This is a genomic window from Egbenema bharatensis FJBBOT/2019 (genome assembly GCF_048077055.1).
Lineage (GTDB): Bacteria > Cyanobacteriota > Cyanobacteriia > Elainellales > Elainellaceae > Egbenema > Egbenema bharatensis.
In genome coordinates, this window is record NZ_CP182236.1 from 603267 (window position 1) to 617803 (window position 14537).

Annotated in this window: 12 protein-coding genes and 1 CRISPR repeat array; of the genes, 10 read left to right on the forward strand and 2 right to left on the reverse strand. The window is 49.3% G+C overall.

Features of this window, described 5'->3' with window-relative positions:
• The first annotated feature begins 4 nt into the window (after nt 1–4).
• The 10 genes from ACM1PF_RS02720 to ACM1PF_RS02765 all read left to right on the forward strand — a co-directional run bounded on the left by ACM1PF_RS02720 (nt 5) and on the right by ACM1PF_RS02765 (nt 13470).
• Nucleotides 5–1699 (forward strand): hypothetical protein, encoded by a 1695-nt coding sequence (locus tag ACM1PF_RS02720; protein ID WP_416672131.1) that lies wholly within the window; start codon nt 5–7, stop codon nt 1697–1699.
• Nucleotides 1700–2078: 379 nt separating this feature from the next.
• Complete coding sequence (locus ACM1PF_RS02725; protein ID WP_416672132.1) at nt 2079–3290, forward strand: hypothetical protein; 1212 nt, start codon at nt 2079–2081, stop codon at nt 3288–3290.
• Nucleotides 3291–3362: 72 nt separating this feature from the next.
• Nucleotides 3363–3953, forward strand: a complete 591-nt coding sequence (locus tag ACM1PF_RS02730; RefSeq protein WP_416672133.1) for a Uma2 family endonuclease — start codon at nt 3363–3365, stop codon at nt 3951–3953.
• Nucleotides 3954–4204: 251 nt separating this feature from the next.
• Nucleotides 4205–5464, forward strand: a complete 1260-nt coding sequence (locus ACM1PF_RS02735; protein ID WP_416672135.1) for a hypothetical protein — start codon at nt 4205–4207, stop codon at nt 5462–5464.
• Nucleotides 5465–5769: 305 nt separating this feature from the next.
• Entirely contained in the window at nt 5770–6078 is a 309-nt protein-coding gene (gene csx18 / locus ACM1PF_RS02740; RefSeq protein WP_416672137.1) for a CRISPR-associated protein Csx18, read from the forward strand.
• A gap of 300 nt (nt 6079–6378) precedes the next feature.
• A complete protein-coding gene (gene cas1 / locus ACM1PF_RS02745) occupies nt 6379–7371 on the forward strand; it encodes a CRISPR-associated endonuclease Cas1 (RefSeq protein ID WP_416672138.1) in 993 nt (330 codons plus the stop codon).
• A gap of 13 nt (nt 7372–7384) precedes the next feature.
• Complete coding sequence (gene cas2, locus ACM1PF_RS02750; protein WP_416672140.1) at nt 7385–7663, forward strand: CRISPR-associated endonuclease Cas2; 279 nt, start codon at nt 7385–7387, stop codon at nt 7661–7663.
• Complete coding sequence (locus tag ACM1PF_RS02755) at nt 7663–7857, forward strand: hypothetical protein (protein ID WP_416672142.1); 195 nt, start codon at nt 7663–7665, stop codon at nt 7855–7857. Before cas2 ends, ACM1PF_RS02755 begins: the two co-directional genes overlap by 1 nt.
• 6 nt (nt 7858–7863) lie before the next feature.
• A CRISPR array of direct repeats spans nt 7864–12150; the repeat unit is 36 nt; unit sequence GTCCCCACTCGCTGGGGAAACTAATTGAATGGAAAC.
• Between the two features lie 711 nt (nt 12151–12861).
• The gene (locus tag ACM1PF_RS02760) at nt 12862–13032 is read left to right on the forward strand and encodes a hypothetical protein (protein WP_416672143.1); all 171 of its coding nucleotides are present in this window, start codon (nt 12862–12864) and stop codon (nt 13030–13032) included.
• Nucleotides 13033–13164: 132 nt separating this feature from the next.
• A complete protein-coding gene (locus ACM1PF_RS02765) occupies nt 13165–13470 on the forward strand; it encodes a hypothetical protein (protein WP_416672145.1) in 306 nt (101 codons plus the stop codon).
• Between the two features lie 72 nt (nt 13471–13542).
• Here ACM1PF_RS02765 and ACM1PF_RS02770 read toward each other — a convergent pair whose 3' ends face one another.
• Nucleotides 13543–13755, reverse strand: coding sequence for a hypothetical protein (locus ACM1PF_RS02770; RefSeq protein WP_416672147.1), 213 nt, complete (start codon nt 13753–13755; stop codon nt 13543–13545).
• 22 nt (nt 13756–13777) lie between these two features.
• Nucleotides 13778–14320, reverse strand: a complete 543-nt coding sequence (locus ACM1PF_RS02775; RefSeq protein ID WP_416672148.1) for a hypothetical protein — start codon at nt 14318–14320, stop codon at nt 13778–13780.
• Nucleotides 14321–14537 lie beyond the last annotated feature (217 nt).

The following is a 14537-nucleotide window of genomic DNA, read 5'->3' on the forward strand; positions in this document are numbered from 1 at the left end:
CGCCATGCCAGATCATGATTATGTACCGTTGATGTTTCAGGCACAGGTGGGCGGACGATCACAGATTCACAAGTTAGAGGATCTGGCGAAGAAAGCGAGAGAACTTGGTGTCAGGAAAGAAACACTTACGCAACAAGCCTACGATTGGGCGGTACAGTGGCAGCAAGCCTGCGATCGGAAAACTATTCCCCGGTTTGAGCCGCACATTCAAACCCGTACCTGTTCCTTCACCTGGCGGATGGTGACAAACAGTGGACAGGATGCAGGCGTGATTCGCCCAGTCATTGGAGAGAGGGGATGGGCTTATTTTCCTGGCTCCAGTATGAAAGGTGCTTTCTTGAGAGCTTGCAAACAGCTTTGTCCGCCTGATGAGGTGCTACAGTTCTGTGGGGGCAAGGATAAGGATGGTGAACTACATCCGGGTATGCTGCGCTTTCATGGAGGATATCCGAATAATACCGAATGGTTGGATGATTCCCTGGTAGACGTTGTACATCCCCAGGAAGATTGGCAAACTAAGAATCAAGGGAACCACAGTGCATTGATCCAGATTTCTCTGTATCAACCGACCTTTGTGTTTGGCATTTCCAGCACAAAAGTGTTGACGGATGAGCAGTGGGAGCTGGTCTGGAAAGTCTGGCAGGCTGCGTTAGAGCAGGGGATTGGTTCACGGGTGAGTGCGGGTTACGGGCAGATTGCATCCCACAGTGGTAATAAGTTGGTGGGATTTGGCTTATCCGGGGAGGGAGCGGCTTCTAAGCTGATTAATGGAGAAGGAGAGTTTCGCCCGAATCTGTTTAAGGCAGCTCTGCGAGGACATACCCGACGGTTGTTTAATGGCATCACTGATGAAAGGACGGCAGACAGGATCACTAAGCTGCTGTGGGGTGGAATTGGTAAAGGGGAGGAAGCGACGGTTGGTTTACTCGGAATCTCTTTTAATGCGCCGGATTTAGAATTAGATGAATGGCGATCGTCCACCCAAAGAAGTAACACAGCCCCAACCTATGAAACTGGGGATGCCCTTCTGGATGTGCTGTTGATGAAGTCTGACCTGACACCAGACCAGCAGAATGAGTTAAAGCAGTTCACGGTTTGGCTGGTGAAGTTTGCTATGCTTTTGGGCGGATTTGGTAAGTCCTGGCGACGGGCATATCATCCTCGGTTTTTCCCGGAGTATGAGCGGCAACTGATTGGTTGCCATTGGGAGTTTACGAAGCGTTCCTATCCTTTGTACATTCCATTTAATGAGAATCTGACGGCAATCAGTAAATTCCTGGATGCTTTTTATGACAAAGGGAAGGAATTTTCCTGGTTACAAGAGATGAATACTCAAGGGAAACCAACACCGGGAATTCGGGAAGCCTGGCACAAAGGCAATGTCCAGGTTTGGGGACGGTTAGCCGAAGATGAAGAAGATAGTCTGGCGATCGAATGGTTCCATGATCCTGGGTTCGCCATCAAACAGTCGGAACTCACTGGGAAAATGGGTAAAGTGGGACGGTTATGGCATCGAATGTATCCCCGTTTTCGCAAAATCCAGAATAGTGAGGGGAGAACGAGTTGGAGACAAACTGATCAGTATGCAGAACTGCTCACGATCTTTCCCAATGGGATTGATAACAAGCAGGAGCAGGAGAAAGCGAAGAATTTTCTCAAGTTTTTAGAACAGGAAACGGAATTTATTCGGCTCTGGTAGGGGGATAACCATGAATGTTTGGCTTGTGACCACTGGAAGCAGTGATGTTCAGTTAATGAATGGAAGTGATGATAGTTGGAAGGACTGGTATCCAGATATCAAAAAATCGCTGTATCGGTTGCCATTCAAGCCAATCAAAATCAATGAGGAGGAGGAGCTGTATCGGTTGCCTGCCAGGGTGCTGGGTCTTGCCTATGAGCAATTACCAGACGAGGTGAAACCCCAATTAACGCTCCCCCTATTGCAGGGTTTTACGCAGGAATTAAAGGCAAAAGAGGTTGTCATTGATCAGATTATCGTTTTGATGAGCGATCAGGAGAATCTCTTTGCTGAAGACGATCGGGAGTCAAAGCGGTGTCCGTACTGGCAAGATACCTGTTTGCTGTATCCGATTCTGGCGGACTACTTCTGTCAGCATTTTCCGGAGGCTGAGATCAAACCGCTATTCCTCAAACCTCAGCCTGCTGATAAAGGTCTGGATGATTGGGATGCAGTTTTGGGATTGGCACAACGGAAAATTGCCGGACTGGAGTTTGAGCCAGAACCACAAACGATTTATGTGAGTCATCAGGCAGGAACTCCAGCGATTTCTTCAGCGGTGCAGTTTTCGAGTCTGGCAAAGTTTGGCGATCGCGTTCGGTTTCTCGTCAGCAGTGAGCTAGACACTCGTACTCCCGAAATTCTCCCCAGTTCCTCGTACTTAAAAGGCATTCGTCAGCAAGAAGCAATGACTCTGCTCGATCGCCATGACTATTCTGGTGTAGAGGTGTTAGTTAGAGATTACCTCAAAGGTAATGAAGAAACTAAAACATTGCTGAATGCTGCTATTCAATGGAACTTTGCCAAGTTTGATGAGTTCGCCAATGAAATTCAGAAGTTATCGAGTCCAGAGTGTCAAGATTTGATTGAGGAAGTGAAAGAGCGATCGCAGCAATGGTGGTGGACTGCTTACGAAGCAGCTTATCTAGCTTGGTTACGATTAGACCAAGGTAATACTGTTGATGCTTTTTTCCACAGCTTCCGCTCGATTGAGGGTGCGTTTTCAAATTGGGGTAAGAAAGTATTTTATGAATACGTTGAAATTGAAAATGAACGAGCTTTTCTACAGCCCTCAATTCTTGAATCCTCACATGATTACTTTAAGGGCGCAAAATTTAAGCAGGACGGTACACCTAAAAATAGCCTTGCCAAGCTAAAGCAAAAGCTCTTAGCCATGGCAGAAAGAATCAAAAATGTTGGAGAAAAAGATCAGAGGTCAAAAGGTCTGCTTCTTTTTGGTGATGACTTATATATTCTTTTCAGATCTCAAAAACCTGATTATGAGGGAGAAAACTTCAATCGATTTTGGAACTCGGAGGATGGTATCGGTGAAAAGCGTAATAAGAACTTTCATCAGTTACAAGGTTTGTCCCAAGAGGATTTGCTCAGTGATTGGGAGGTGAATAATCCAAATGAATGGGAAAAACAACTGCTGACATATCTAAACTTCATTGCTAAAGAAGATTTGTCTAAAAAGTTTGAGTTTCTAGAAGAAGCCAGTTTGATGGCAAAAGTACACCAAGAATTGGTAAGCGCGATCGACTCCCTCTAAACCCGCTGCAAGTCACACCTGATCTACAATAAATCCATTCTCATTCCCCGACTGCTCCATTCTCCAATTACTATGCTTGCTTCACCCCAACCCTCACTTTCCGTTGAAGACTATCTCCAGCTAGAAGCCGAGAGCCTGATCAAGCATGAGTACATTAACGGTGATGTCTATGCAATGGCTGGAGCTAGCGATACTCATGTCACCATTGCCTTAAATATCGCAGCTCTGCTTCGCAGTCATGTGCGGGGGAGTGGGTGTCGCGTTTACATTGCCGACATGAAGGCCCGCATTGAAGCCCGGAATTGCTTCTATTATTCAGATGTGATGGTGACTTGTGACCCGCGAGATCAGGAAACATCTACCTATAAGCGGTTTCCTAAGCTGATTGTTGAAGTCCTTTCTGATTCTACGGAAGCGTTCGATCGCGGTGACAAGTTTGCCGATTATCAAATCCTGGAAAGTTTAGAGGAGTATGTTTTGATCAATACTCGTCATCAGCGAGTCGAGTGTTTTCGTCGCAATGCTGAGGGACTTTGGGTGTTGCAATACTACACTCCAGAAACACACCGCTTTGAGCTGCACAGCATCAATTTCTCTGATACTCTGGCAGCATTGTATGAAGATGTTGTGCTAGAGCCGACGCTATCAGTTTCAGAGGAGTGAGGAGTGAGGAGTGAGGAGTGAGGAGTGTTCGCGGAGCATGGGCGCAGCCTGTAGGAGTCAGGGGTGGGGAGTGGAATGAAACCAGGATTCAATGTGCTGCTGTGAATCTCTCTGTCTTGGGAATGCGAATTTAATACTCTGGAGTTCTTGTGGGGTGGGCATCTTACCCGCCCAGTCAATGAAGCAGAACCATTGCACAGGTTATTGAATTCATGCTCCTTAACCAATCAGCGTAGAGCGATCGCTTAACTATGGGTAGCGTAATTTTATCGTTTGTAGGTAATCAAGATCCGTTCGCAAAGCAGAATACGGAAGGGTCGATCGTTTCGTTAGTTCGTTATCTTAAATCTGAGCATTACTCAATCGATCACGTGGTCTTATTGCATACGCAAAGGACTCAAATCAATGCGATCGATACGCAGCAGTGGTTGTTGGCGGATGGGTTGAGTGACTTAACGGCGGAGCAGGTCGTCTGTTGGGCGGTGGATGAGGCGTTGTCGGAGGATCCGATCGATTCTCTACTGGCGATTCGGGTGGCGCGATCGGCGGTTGATAGAGTGCAGGAGGGGCGATCGGCGGGGGATTGGTTGGAGTTGAATGCGTCTTCGGGAACGCCTGCGATGAAGGCGGCGTGGGGGATTTTGCAGGCGGCGGGATACATTCCCAATAGTCGGGTGTGGCAGGTACGCAATCCCCAGGAGATGCGGGTGGGGCAGGTGCGGGTGTTTCAGGCGAATGTGAATGTGCTGAGGCAGGAGTTTGACCGCCAGGTGGCGCGGCGGCAGGTGCAGGATTACAACTACAGTGGAGCCAGGGTTACGCTGGAGGCGGCAGGGTTACTGTCTCCGGTGCTGGGGGCGTTGCTGAGTTATGGGCGGTGTCGGCTGGCGTTGGATTTTGATCGGGCGTATTCGGCGATCGCTCCGGTGGGGAAGGAGGTGTCATCGCGCTGGGTGCAGGAGGTGTCGAGGCTGCGGCAGAAGGATCAGCGGGCGTTGTTGCAGGAGGCGTATTTTAATGCTGAGGTGCGGTTGAGGAATCAGGAGTATTCGCAACTGTTGGTGGAGGTGTTTCGGTTTCAGGAGGGGGTGTTGCGCTATGGGGTGGGGCAACTGGTGGGGCGGGTGCCGATGCGGTTTGAGGAGACGGGGGAGTTTTGGCGTGGGGTGGAACGGGTGGAGGAGGGGCGGTTATTTCGGTTTTTGCAGGGGTATCGGTTTAGGGGGAATGCTCTGACGTTGGAGAAGTTTCCGAATCGTCCGGTGATGATGGCGATTTTGGAGTACGATGCGGCGATGTTTGGGCCGGTGTTGGAGGTTTTGAAGTCGCTGAATGAGTATTGTGAGCAGCGGAATCAGTTGGTGCATCAGTTTGCGGGAATTTCGGAGCTGGAGAATGCGGCGGATTGTTTGCAGAAGATGCGGCAAGTTTTGAGGGCGATCGGGGTTTCGCGGGTGGAGAATGCGTTTGATGGGTTGAATGGGGAGGTGTTGGGGTTGTTGGGTGGGTAGGGGCGGCTCACGAACCGCCCATATGGGGAGAGGGGTAGGTTGGGTTGAGCCTGGCGAAACCCAACGAGAGAAGAGGCAGAAGGCAGAAGGCAGGAGGGACAATGTCCATCAATTACAAAAATTTAGGTTTATGTCGTTGGGTTTCCTGCGTCAACCCAACCTACGGGTTTTGTTGATATAAACGGTGTAATTATTGTTTACAGGTTTCTCTCCGATCGCCTTTCCAAAAGCTGGAAATAGTAAAGGTAAGGGTATCTCCATTAAGTTTATTTCTGGTCAAATTATATTCTTTTTCTGATGTAATTATGGATGCTAATTTTCGGGTGGCTCAGGTTCGGAATGCTGCGGTGGCGCTGGTGAATGGGGCGATTACGCTGGTGATTTTGTTGATTGCGCCGTTGGGGTTGGCGGCGGTGATGATGAATACGCTGTTGGTGATGGTGGCGACGTATTTTACGGGGATGGCGGCCGATCGCGTGGTGGGCTTTTTGCAGCCTGCAAGGTCGCGGCGGGTGGAGCAACTCAGGGATGATCCGGCTCTGGATCGACTGGAGCGGCGGGAGGGATTGGATCAACTTCAGCAGCGACGACCGGATCAGCTCGATCGCTATTAGGATTATGGGTTAAATAAACTGTGAAGGGTGTTACTTCGTTGACTGGGCGGGCAAGATGCCCACCCCACAAGAACTTGAGTTGAGTTGAGTTGAGTTGTTGACTGGGCGGGCAGGATGCTCACCCCACAAGAACTTGAGTTGAGTTGAGTTGTTGACTGGGCGGGCAGGATGCCCACCCCACAAGAACTTGAGTTGAGTTGAGTTGTTGACTGGGCGGGCAGGATGCCCACCCCACAAGAACTTTGGTTGATTTGATTTGCGTTCCCTGGGGTTGTGATGGGGGGATAAGTGGATTAAACGATGCGGACGTTATACATTGCCCAGCAGGGGTGTTATGTGGGCCTGAGCCAGGAGTGTCTGGTGATTAAGCAGGGTCAGGTGGTGCTGGAGGAGGTGCAGTTGCCGCTGCTGGAGCAGGTTTTGATTTTTGGGAAGTCGCAGGTGACGACGCAGGCGATTCGGGCTTGTTTGTGGCGGGATATTCCGATCGCCTATTTGTCGCGGATGGGGTATTGCTATGGGCGGGTGTTGCCGATTGAGCGGGGCTATCGTCAGTTGGTGCGGTATCAGCAGCAGCTTTTGGCGGCGGAGCGGTTGATGGTGGCGCGGCAAATTGTGCAGGCGAAGTTGAGGAATGGGCGGGTGTTGCTGTTGCGGCAGCGGCGAAAGAATGAGTCTGGGTTGGTGGATCGGGCGATTGAACAGTTGGATTATCTGGCGCAGGAGGTACTTCAGGCGGAGTCGATCGCGCGGTTGATGGGGTTGGAGGGGGCAGGGGCGGCGGCGTATTTTGCGGCGTTTGGGGAGTGCATCATGGGGTCAGAGTTTGTGTTTATGGCGCGGAGCCGTCGTCCGCCAGGGAATCCGGTGAATGCGATGCTGAGTTTTGGTTATCAGGTGTTGTGGAATCATTTGCTGAGTTTGATTGAACTTCAGGGGCTTGATCCTTACTATGCTTGTTTGCATCAGGAGTCGGAGCGGCATGCGGCGTTGGCTTCAGATTTGATTGAGGAGTTTCGCGCACCGATTGTGGATTCGCTGGTGCTGTATTTAATCGGACGGGGAATGGTATCGGCGGAGCAGGATTTTGAGTTTCGGGATGGAGGATGCTATTTAAATGATGCGGGGCGCAGGACGTTTTTGCGGGCGTTTTTGCTGCGGATGGAGGAGCGGTTGCAGTCGGCGGATGGGGGTTCTCGGCCGCGGTGGGATGTGCTAAATCAGCAGGTGAAGGCGTATAAGCAGTTTGTCTATGCTCCGGCGCAGGGATATCAGCCGTATTTGATTCGGTAGTTGGGGGTGGGGAATGTTGCTTTATATTGTGACGTACGATATCCGAAATGATAAGCGGCGGAAGAAGGTGGCGGATTTGTTGGAGGGCTATGGGAAAAGGGTGCAGTATAGTGTGTTTGAGTGTGTGTTGCCGGAGCGGAAGTATGAGGAGTTGCGGCAGCGGTTACGCAAACGGGTGAAGTTGCCGGAGGATAGTGTGCGATTTTATCCGGTGTCGCGGCATACGCTGGAGCGGGTGGAGGTGTGGGGTGGCTGTCCGGTGACGCAGTTTCCAGGATCGGTGGTGGTGTAATGATGGAATGGTTGGGGTTTGCGAGGCTGGGGCGAAATGGCTGGAATGCCCATTCTTTCGTTGGGAGCCTCGATGCTGCTCTGGGAGAGGGTTTTGGGGATTCGATCGGGGTGGTTTGGGGTGGTTTGAGGGTGGTTTGGGGAGGAGCCTCGCAAATGGGGTCTGGACATCTGATGGTGTATGGGTTTGAATAGGGAGGAGTCCCCACTCGCTGGGGAAACTAATTGAATGGAAACATGAAACCTGTCACAGGAACGGCCCAGGCATCCCAGATTGTCCCCACTCGCTGGGGAAACTAATTGAATGGAAACGTTATGCAAATTAAGAGATGGGAGTCGGGACGTAACCCCGTCCCCACTCGCTGGGGAAACTAATTGAATGGAAACCAGCCGATATGGCCGCTAATGCCATAGGTGGGATAGTGTCGTCCCCACTCGCTGGGGAAACTAATTGAATGGAAACAGTTCCAAATGTTTGCATTGATTGTGATTGTAGCTTTGTTCGTCCCCACTCGCTGGGGAAACTAATTGAATGGAAACGTTCCATCAGTTCGCCGAGAGTGTACACACCTGGCGTAGTCCCCACTCGCTGGGGAAACTAATTGAATGGAAACTGCTCAGTTAGAGCTAGTAGAGCGGCGATGATGAGCCGTCCCCACTCGCTGGGGAAACTAATTGAATGGAAACAAAGTCTGGATCAAAAAGTCAGTTGAAGTGACTCGTGTCCCCACTCGCTGGGGAAACTAATTGAATGGAAACTCGCTGTTCAGTACCTTTTGCACGGACTCAGGCAACAGGGTCCCCACTCGCTGGGGAAACTAATTGAATGGAAACAGGTCTACCATGGGTCTTGTCTCGGCTTGCGGTACTTCCACGTCCCCACTCGCTGGGGAAACTAATTGAATGGAAACAGCTCGTTGTCTTGTTGTGTTGATGGCTCAACACCCACGAGTCCCCACTCGCTGGGGAAACTAATTGAATGGAAACATGTAATCCTGAAGTTCCACGATCGGCTCCTAAAAGTTTGTCCCCACTCGCTGGGGAAACTAATTGAATGGAAACGCTTTTGTTGGCGCAATGATTCGCGCGCTTGTTCTATGTCCCCACTCGCTGGGGAAACTAATTGAATGGAAACTTTGGGACATTCTTTCAGGTGCTAGTTCGCCAAACAGGTTCGTCCCCACTCGCTGGGGAAACTAATTGAATGGAAACCATTCGATCGCTCCTTTGTTTTATAAACTTAAGCCAACAAGGTCCCCACTCGCTGGGGAAACTAATTGAATGGAAACCAAGCCATTTCACGCTGAACCCCGAATCGCTCTCTAGACTGCAACGTCCCCACTCGCTGGGGAAACTAATTGAATGGAAACACCTTTCACCAGTATTCGAGTTCTTCGCCCGTTTGAAAGTCCCCACTCGCTGGGGAAACTAATTGAATGGAAACTCGCTCCTTTTCCTATAAACCATTCCCAGTGATAAGGTCCCCACTCGCTGGGGAAACTAATTGAATGGAAACCGTCTTTCTCCAGTCGTACTGCGTGCGTATGAGTGGAGTCCCCACTCGCTGGGGAAACTAATTGAATGGAAACCGACCTAGGAAACATGGGGGAGAGAAAACCCTCGGAACAGTTTGTCCCCACTCGCTGGGGAAACTAATTGAATGGAAACTTCTTCGCCAACTAAAACAGGAAAAGCTGAAACTAATTGTCCCCACTCGCTGGGGAAACTAATTGAATGGAAACTTGTCCTCGATCGTGTACCCCTCCGGGAGATTAGTGCAGTCCCCACTCGCTGGGGAAACTAATTGAATGGAAACCATTCGAGATGTCCCGCATACTTAGGCTGCACGACGGCATGTCCCCACTCGCTGGGGAAACTAATTGAATGGAAACCTCTCTGGGCTGACACCCTCAATCACGAGGGTCTTCCCGTCCCCACTCGCTGGGGAAACTAATTGAATGGAAACTCACCATATTTCAGCTTTAACTTTTGGTAGACAGTAGAGTCCCCACTCGCTGGGGAAACTAATTGAATGGAAACCTAGAACTCGTCGGTTACTGGAGTAGCAGTAGTAGCAGGTCCCCACTCGCTGGGGAAACTAATTGAATGGAAACAAAGAACAGTCTCACAGCTTTTTGAGAGCTGCTTCCGCGTCCCCACTCGCTGGGGAAACTAATTGAATGGAAACTAAAAAATCTTGGAATAGCGGAGTTCTCACTAGAACAAGTCCCCACTCGCTGGGGAAACTAATTGAATGGAAACCCCTGGAAGGTGGTACAACTCCCCCAGGGCAAGAAGAAACGTCCCCACTCGCTGGGGAAACTAATTGAATGGAAACGAGTATAAGAGACGCAAAATACCAAGTTTGATAGTTTGCGTCCCCACTCGCTGGGGAAACTAATTGAATGGAAACGGATTGATGATTCCTAACCAGTCTTTCATCTCATCCCAGTCCCCACTCGCTGGGGAAACTAATTGAATGGAAACGACTCCAATGGAGCAGGATGGGTTAATTCCATTGTGTGTCCCCACTCGCTGGGGAAACTAATTGAATGGAAACAGAGACATACAAACCACCTAAGCATCTTATTGTTTCAGGTTCCCACTCGCTGGGGAAACTAATTGAATGGAAACTTGCTCACAAGAATGCTATGGGCACTGCCTGGCGTGTCCCCACTCGCTGGGGAAACTAATTGAATGGAAACAACTCTAGAACTGAAAAGCCTCCTGTCTTGCCTCGATCACGTCCCCACTCGCTGGGGAAACTAATTGAATGGAAACAATTGATGCTGTCCACTCAAACCGATCGCCACTCTGCGTCCCCACTCGCTGGGGAAACTAATTGAATGGAAACGGAGGATATCTTCAACTACAAGCAGATCTCCCATATCAGTCCCCACTCGCTGGGGAAACTAATTGAATGGAAACAATTCCCGAGGGCCACGGGCTAGTAAGTCCTCCGCTTCGTGTCCCCACTCGCTGGGGAAACTAATTGAATGGAAACGATTCATTTGTGCTGGTGCGGTTGCACAGGACTTAATGTGTCCCCACTCGCTGGGGAAACTAATTGAATGGAAACAGTTAATTGACGGATCTTAGGCGGCAAATCTAGGCATTGTCCCCACTCGCTGGGGAAACTAATTGAATGGAAACCGCCCTCTCCCTCGACAGACCCGGTTAGTGCAATACCGTCCCCACTCGCTGGGGAAACTAATTGAATGGAAACCTCTCCTTTTGCCCTTTAGGGCTAGTGTTGTGTAGTGTCCCCACTCGCTGGGGAAACTAATTGAATGGAAACGATAGTAATAGCGAACATTCCCCTTAGTTTCCCCGAACAAGTCCCCACTCGCTGGGGAAACTAATTGAATGGAAACGATTAGAGCAGGTCAGCCAGGCTCAGGTCAGGTTGCTCTAGTCCCCACTCGCTGGGGAAACTAATTGAATGGAAACTTTCTACGCTTCTCCCAGGTCTCATTGTGTGGGTCGTCCCCACTCGCTGGGGAAACTAATTGAATGGAAACACTCATAGGAATGTCTGGGCTTGGGTTGGCAACCAGGTTGTCCCCACTCGCTGGGGAAACTAATTGAATGGAAACCCAGAATGCGGAGAACCCGTCTTCCTCCGTAAAGCCCATCGGGTCCCCACTCGCTGGGGAAACTAATTGAATGGAAACGCTGAGAAACCTACCAGAGCAACAATAGTTGCAAGCACGTCCCCACTCGCTGGGGAAACTAATTGAATGGAAACTGTTTTTGTGACAGACCAGTCAGGTTCCGTTCTGTAATTGTCCCCACTCGCTGGGGAAACTAATTGAATGGAAACTTCCCTATCTCTACGAGAAGTTTGTAAATCACATCAGAGTCCCCACTCGCTGGGGAAACTAATTGAATGGAAACGTAAACGCTGTTAGCGTTAGGGAGAACAGCGCAAACAGTGTCCCCACTCGCTGGGGAAACTAATTGAATGGAAACAGCTTGTCGAAGCAGCAGGTTAACAGCTTATATTTCCTGTCCCCACTCGCTGGGGAAACTAATTGAATGGAAACAGTTACACGATCGGACTACCGCCCGCTACCTCTGTGCGCCCCCACTCGCTGGGGAAACTAATTGAATGGAAACGGGTTTGGATTTCCTTTAGGCATAAGTTTTCCTCTCTCTTCGTCCCCACTCGCTGGGGAAACTAATTGAATGGAAACCCTCATCAAAAGGATTTAGCAACGCGCTTCCCTCCCTGTCCCCACTCGCTGGGGAAACTAATTGAATGGAAACTTAGAACTGATCACAACCTGAGCATTGTTTGCTTTAAGTCCCCACTCGCTGGGGAAACTAATTGAATGGAAACCTTTCTCCCTAATTCAGGCAAAAACTGCCGCGTAGTCCCCACTCGCTGGGGAAACTAATTGAATGGAAACGCTTCCTGGATGACCTCGATCGCTGCACTCAGGATGATGGTCCCCACTCGCTGGGGAAACTAATTGAATGGAAACGCGAGCAAAGGCGCGAAGCTGTAGAGATATCCGTCGTAGTACCACTATCGACGATCGGCTTCTGGCAGGTCAGCATGGTGGTGTAGTCGATCGGAGGGATGGCGATGATAAAGGAAGCCAGAGAAACAATTAAACAAGCTCAGAACGAACCTCATGTTGCGCTAATCGCATGGATAAGCTGGCTGATCATGAAGTTAGGTATCTTTTCGGCTCCATTTGTTTTGCTAACCTGGGTTCTGCTCTGTGTTTTTACTGGACATCCGATCGCGTCAGACACCAAAAAGACCGACGCGGGAGAGGGCGATCGGTCTTCTGTAGGATGAGTTGGGTGGCGATCGGGTTTAATCCTCTTCAAGTCTGAATAACTTGCCGTGCCGATCGTTTCGCTGCAATCAAAGTCCCCACTCGCTGGGGAAACTAATTGAATGGAAACGTCATCGGATGTTCGGCTGACCAACGATCGGCAAAGTCGTCCCCACTCGCTGGGGAAACTAATTGAATGGAAACGCGATCGATCGTGATCAGTTCTTTTGGCAAGGTTAAGTCCCCACTCGCTGGGGAAACTAATTGAATGGAAACGGCTTTTAATCGATATACACAAAACGGCGCGGTTAAAATGTCCCCACTCGCTGGGGAAACTAATTGAATGGAAATAGCTCATACAGCAGTGCTGCGGAAGAATTAATTGAATGGAAGCAATAAAAACACGATTATGAATCAACAAGAGCGCGAAGAGATGATTCACAGGGGTGGGGAAAGAATCTATCTTTTACTTCAGGAAGGTCATTCCGTCGAAGATGCAGTCATGATTAATTACAACTGCATGAAAAGGGAACGGCAAGAGTTAAAAGAAAAGAACAAATCAAAGAATGATGAGTCTTGATGGAGCCTGGTTTTATTAAGTAATCAAATATTTTTCGCTGGCGATACAGGTATAAGTACTGATAGAGAAGTCCCCACTTGCTGGGTAAACTCACTTTATGTTCATCTCAGGCGTAATGCGAGGACGGCCCCGATGATTCGATGGAAATTAACATCGTTATTTGATCCTGATCTCGAACTCATAGCCAGCTTGCCTGTCACTGGCAAAAATCAGGCAGCCCCCCTGAAGATGGAGGGCCCAAAGGAGGAGGTGGAGGCGACCGCCCGTAGAATTCGGTTTGAGCCTGGAGCCTTTGGGCACAAGCTCGACATCAATCAGATAACGGCGATCGACGTTGATTACCTCTTCAGCCAGATGCCGCTAGCAGTAGAAATCATTGAAGGAGCTGAGGTCATAGCGGGTGGCTATGATCCAGAAGTTGGCGATGCGCTGACTTAGCCAATGGGCACTCCAGGTTCGATCGCCTCTCTAAAATCTCCGCATGGAAGGGGCAGAGTGGTTTAATCCTGATTAAACTTCATTGTCTAGCTCTGATTCGCCATCAGAAACATTTGCATTCTCTACAATTTGGCTAATGTCATCTGGATTAAAATCTGGGGCATTGGGAACTTGATCGGGTTGAGAAGATGGATCTAAATTGCGATCGATCAGGGGATGTGGTTCTGAAATACATTGTGGTTGATTAGCCGGATTTTCTTCAGATTGGGAAGAATAAGTAGCCATTGTGATTCTCCGCTTAACTCTATCAGCTATCTTTTTTCTTTTTACTTTTCTTGTCTTTTTTGGCTTCTTTTCCTTTGATTGCGTCCGGTTTTATTGTGTCTGGAACCACTCGATCGAGTACTGCAACAGCCCCTTTAGAAACATTTCCTAAAATAGCTTCCGATGAGGTAGTGATAATATCGGCAGATTGTGCCTTAATCTGCTCTCCGGTGTCCTGTAATACATCAATCACATCAGCGAGATTGACAGTTAAATCGCTAGCAGAGGAGCGAACCACCTTAGCGGTATCCCCTACGGAATTCTCGATTTTGCCGGCGCGATCGCCTACTTGAGAAGCCACCTGATCCAGAAGATGGGAAATGTCGTGGTCAGTGCTATTCTCAGCATCAGAACCGTTTTTATCCAGGGCTTTCTGGCTCAGTTTTTGAACTGCTGTATTCACCAGTTCGCCCACTAAAACTCCAGCGATGGCTGTGCCAACCCGTCGAGTATTGACATTCGATTTTTTCTGGTTTTGCTGCTTTTTAGCTTTCTCTTGCTTTTTCCTTGATTTTTTCTTACCCATGATTATTTTGCCTGTGTTTTTAAGTTTTGGTTGTGAAGCTCCATTGTAAGAATTGGGCTGTTAATTCACACCAACAAAAAGGCTCAGGTTAACTGGAAAATGGTGATCCTTTGGGAGGACATTTCCCAGGATTCAGTAAACTCAGATCTTGCACCGGGTTATTCCACCTGCCCTGCAATGAATTGCGGGCTAATGGCCCAAACCCATTGAAATGGGT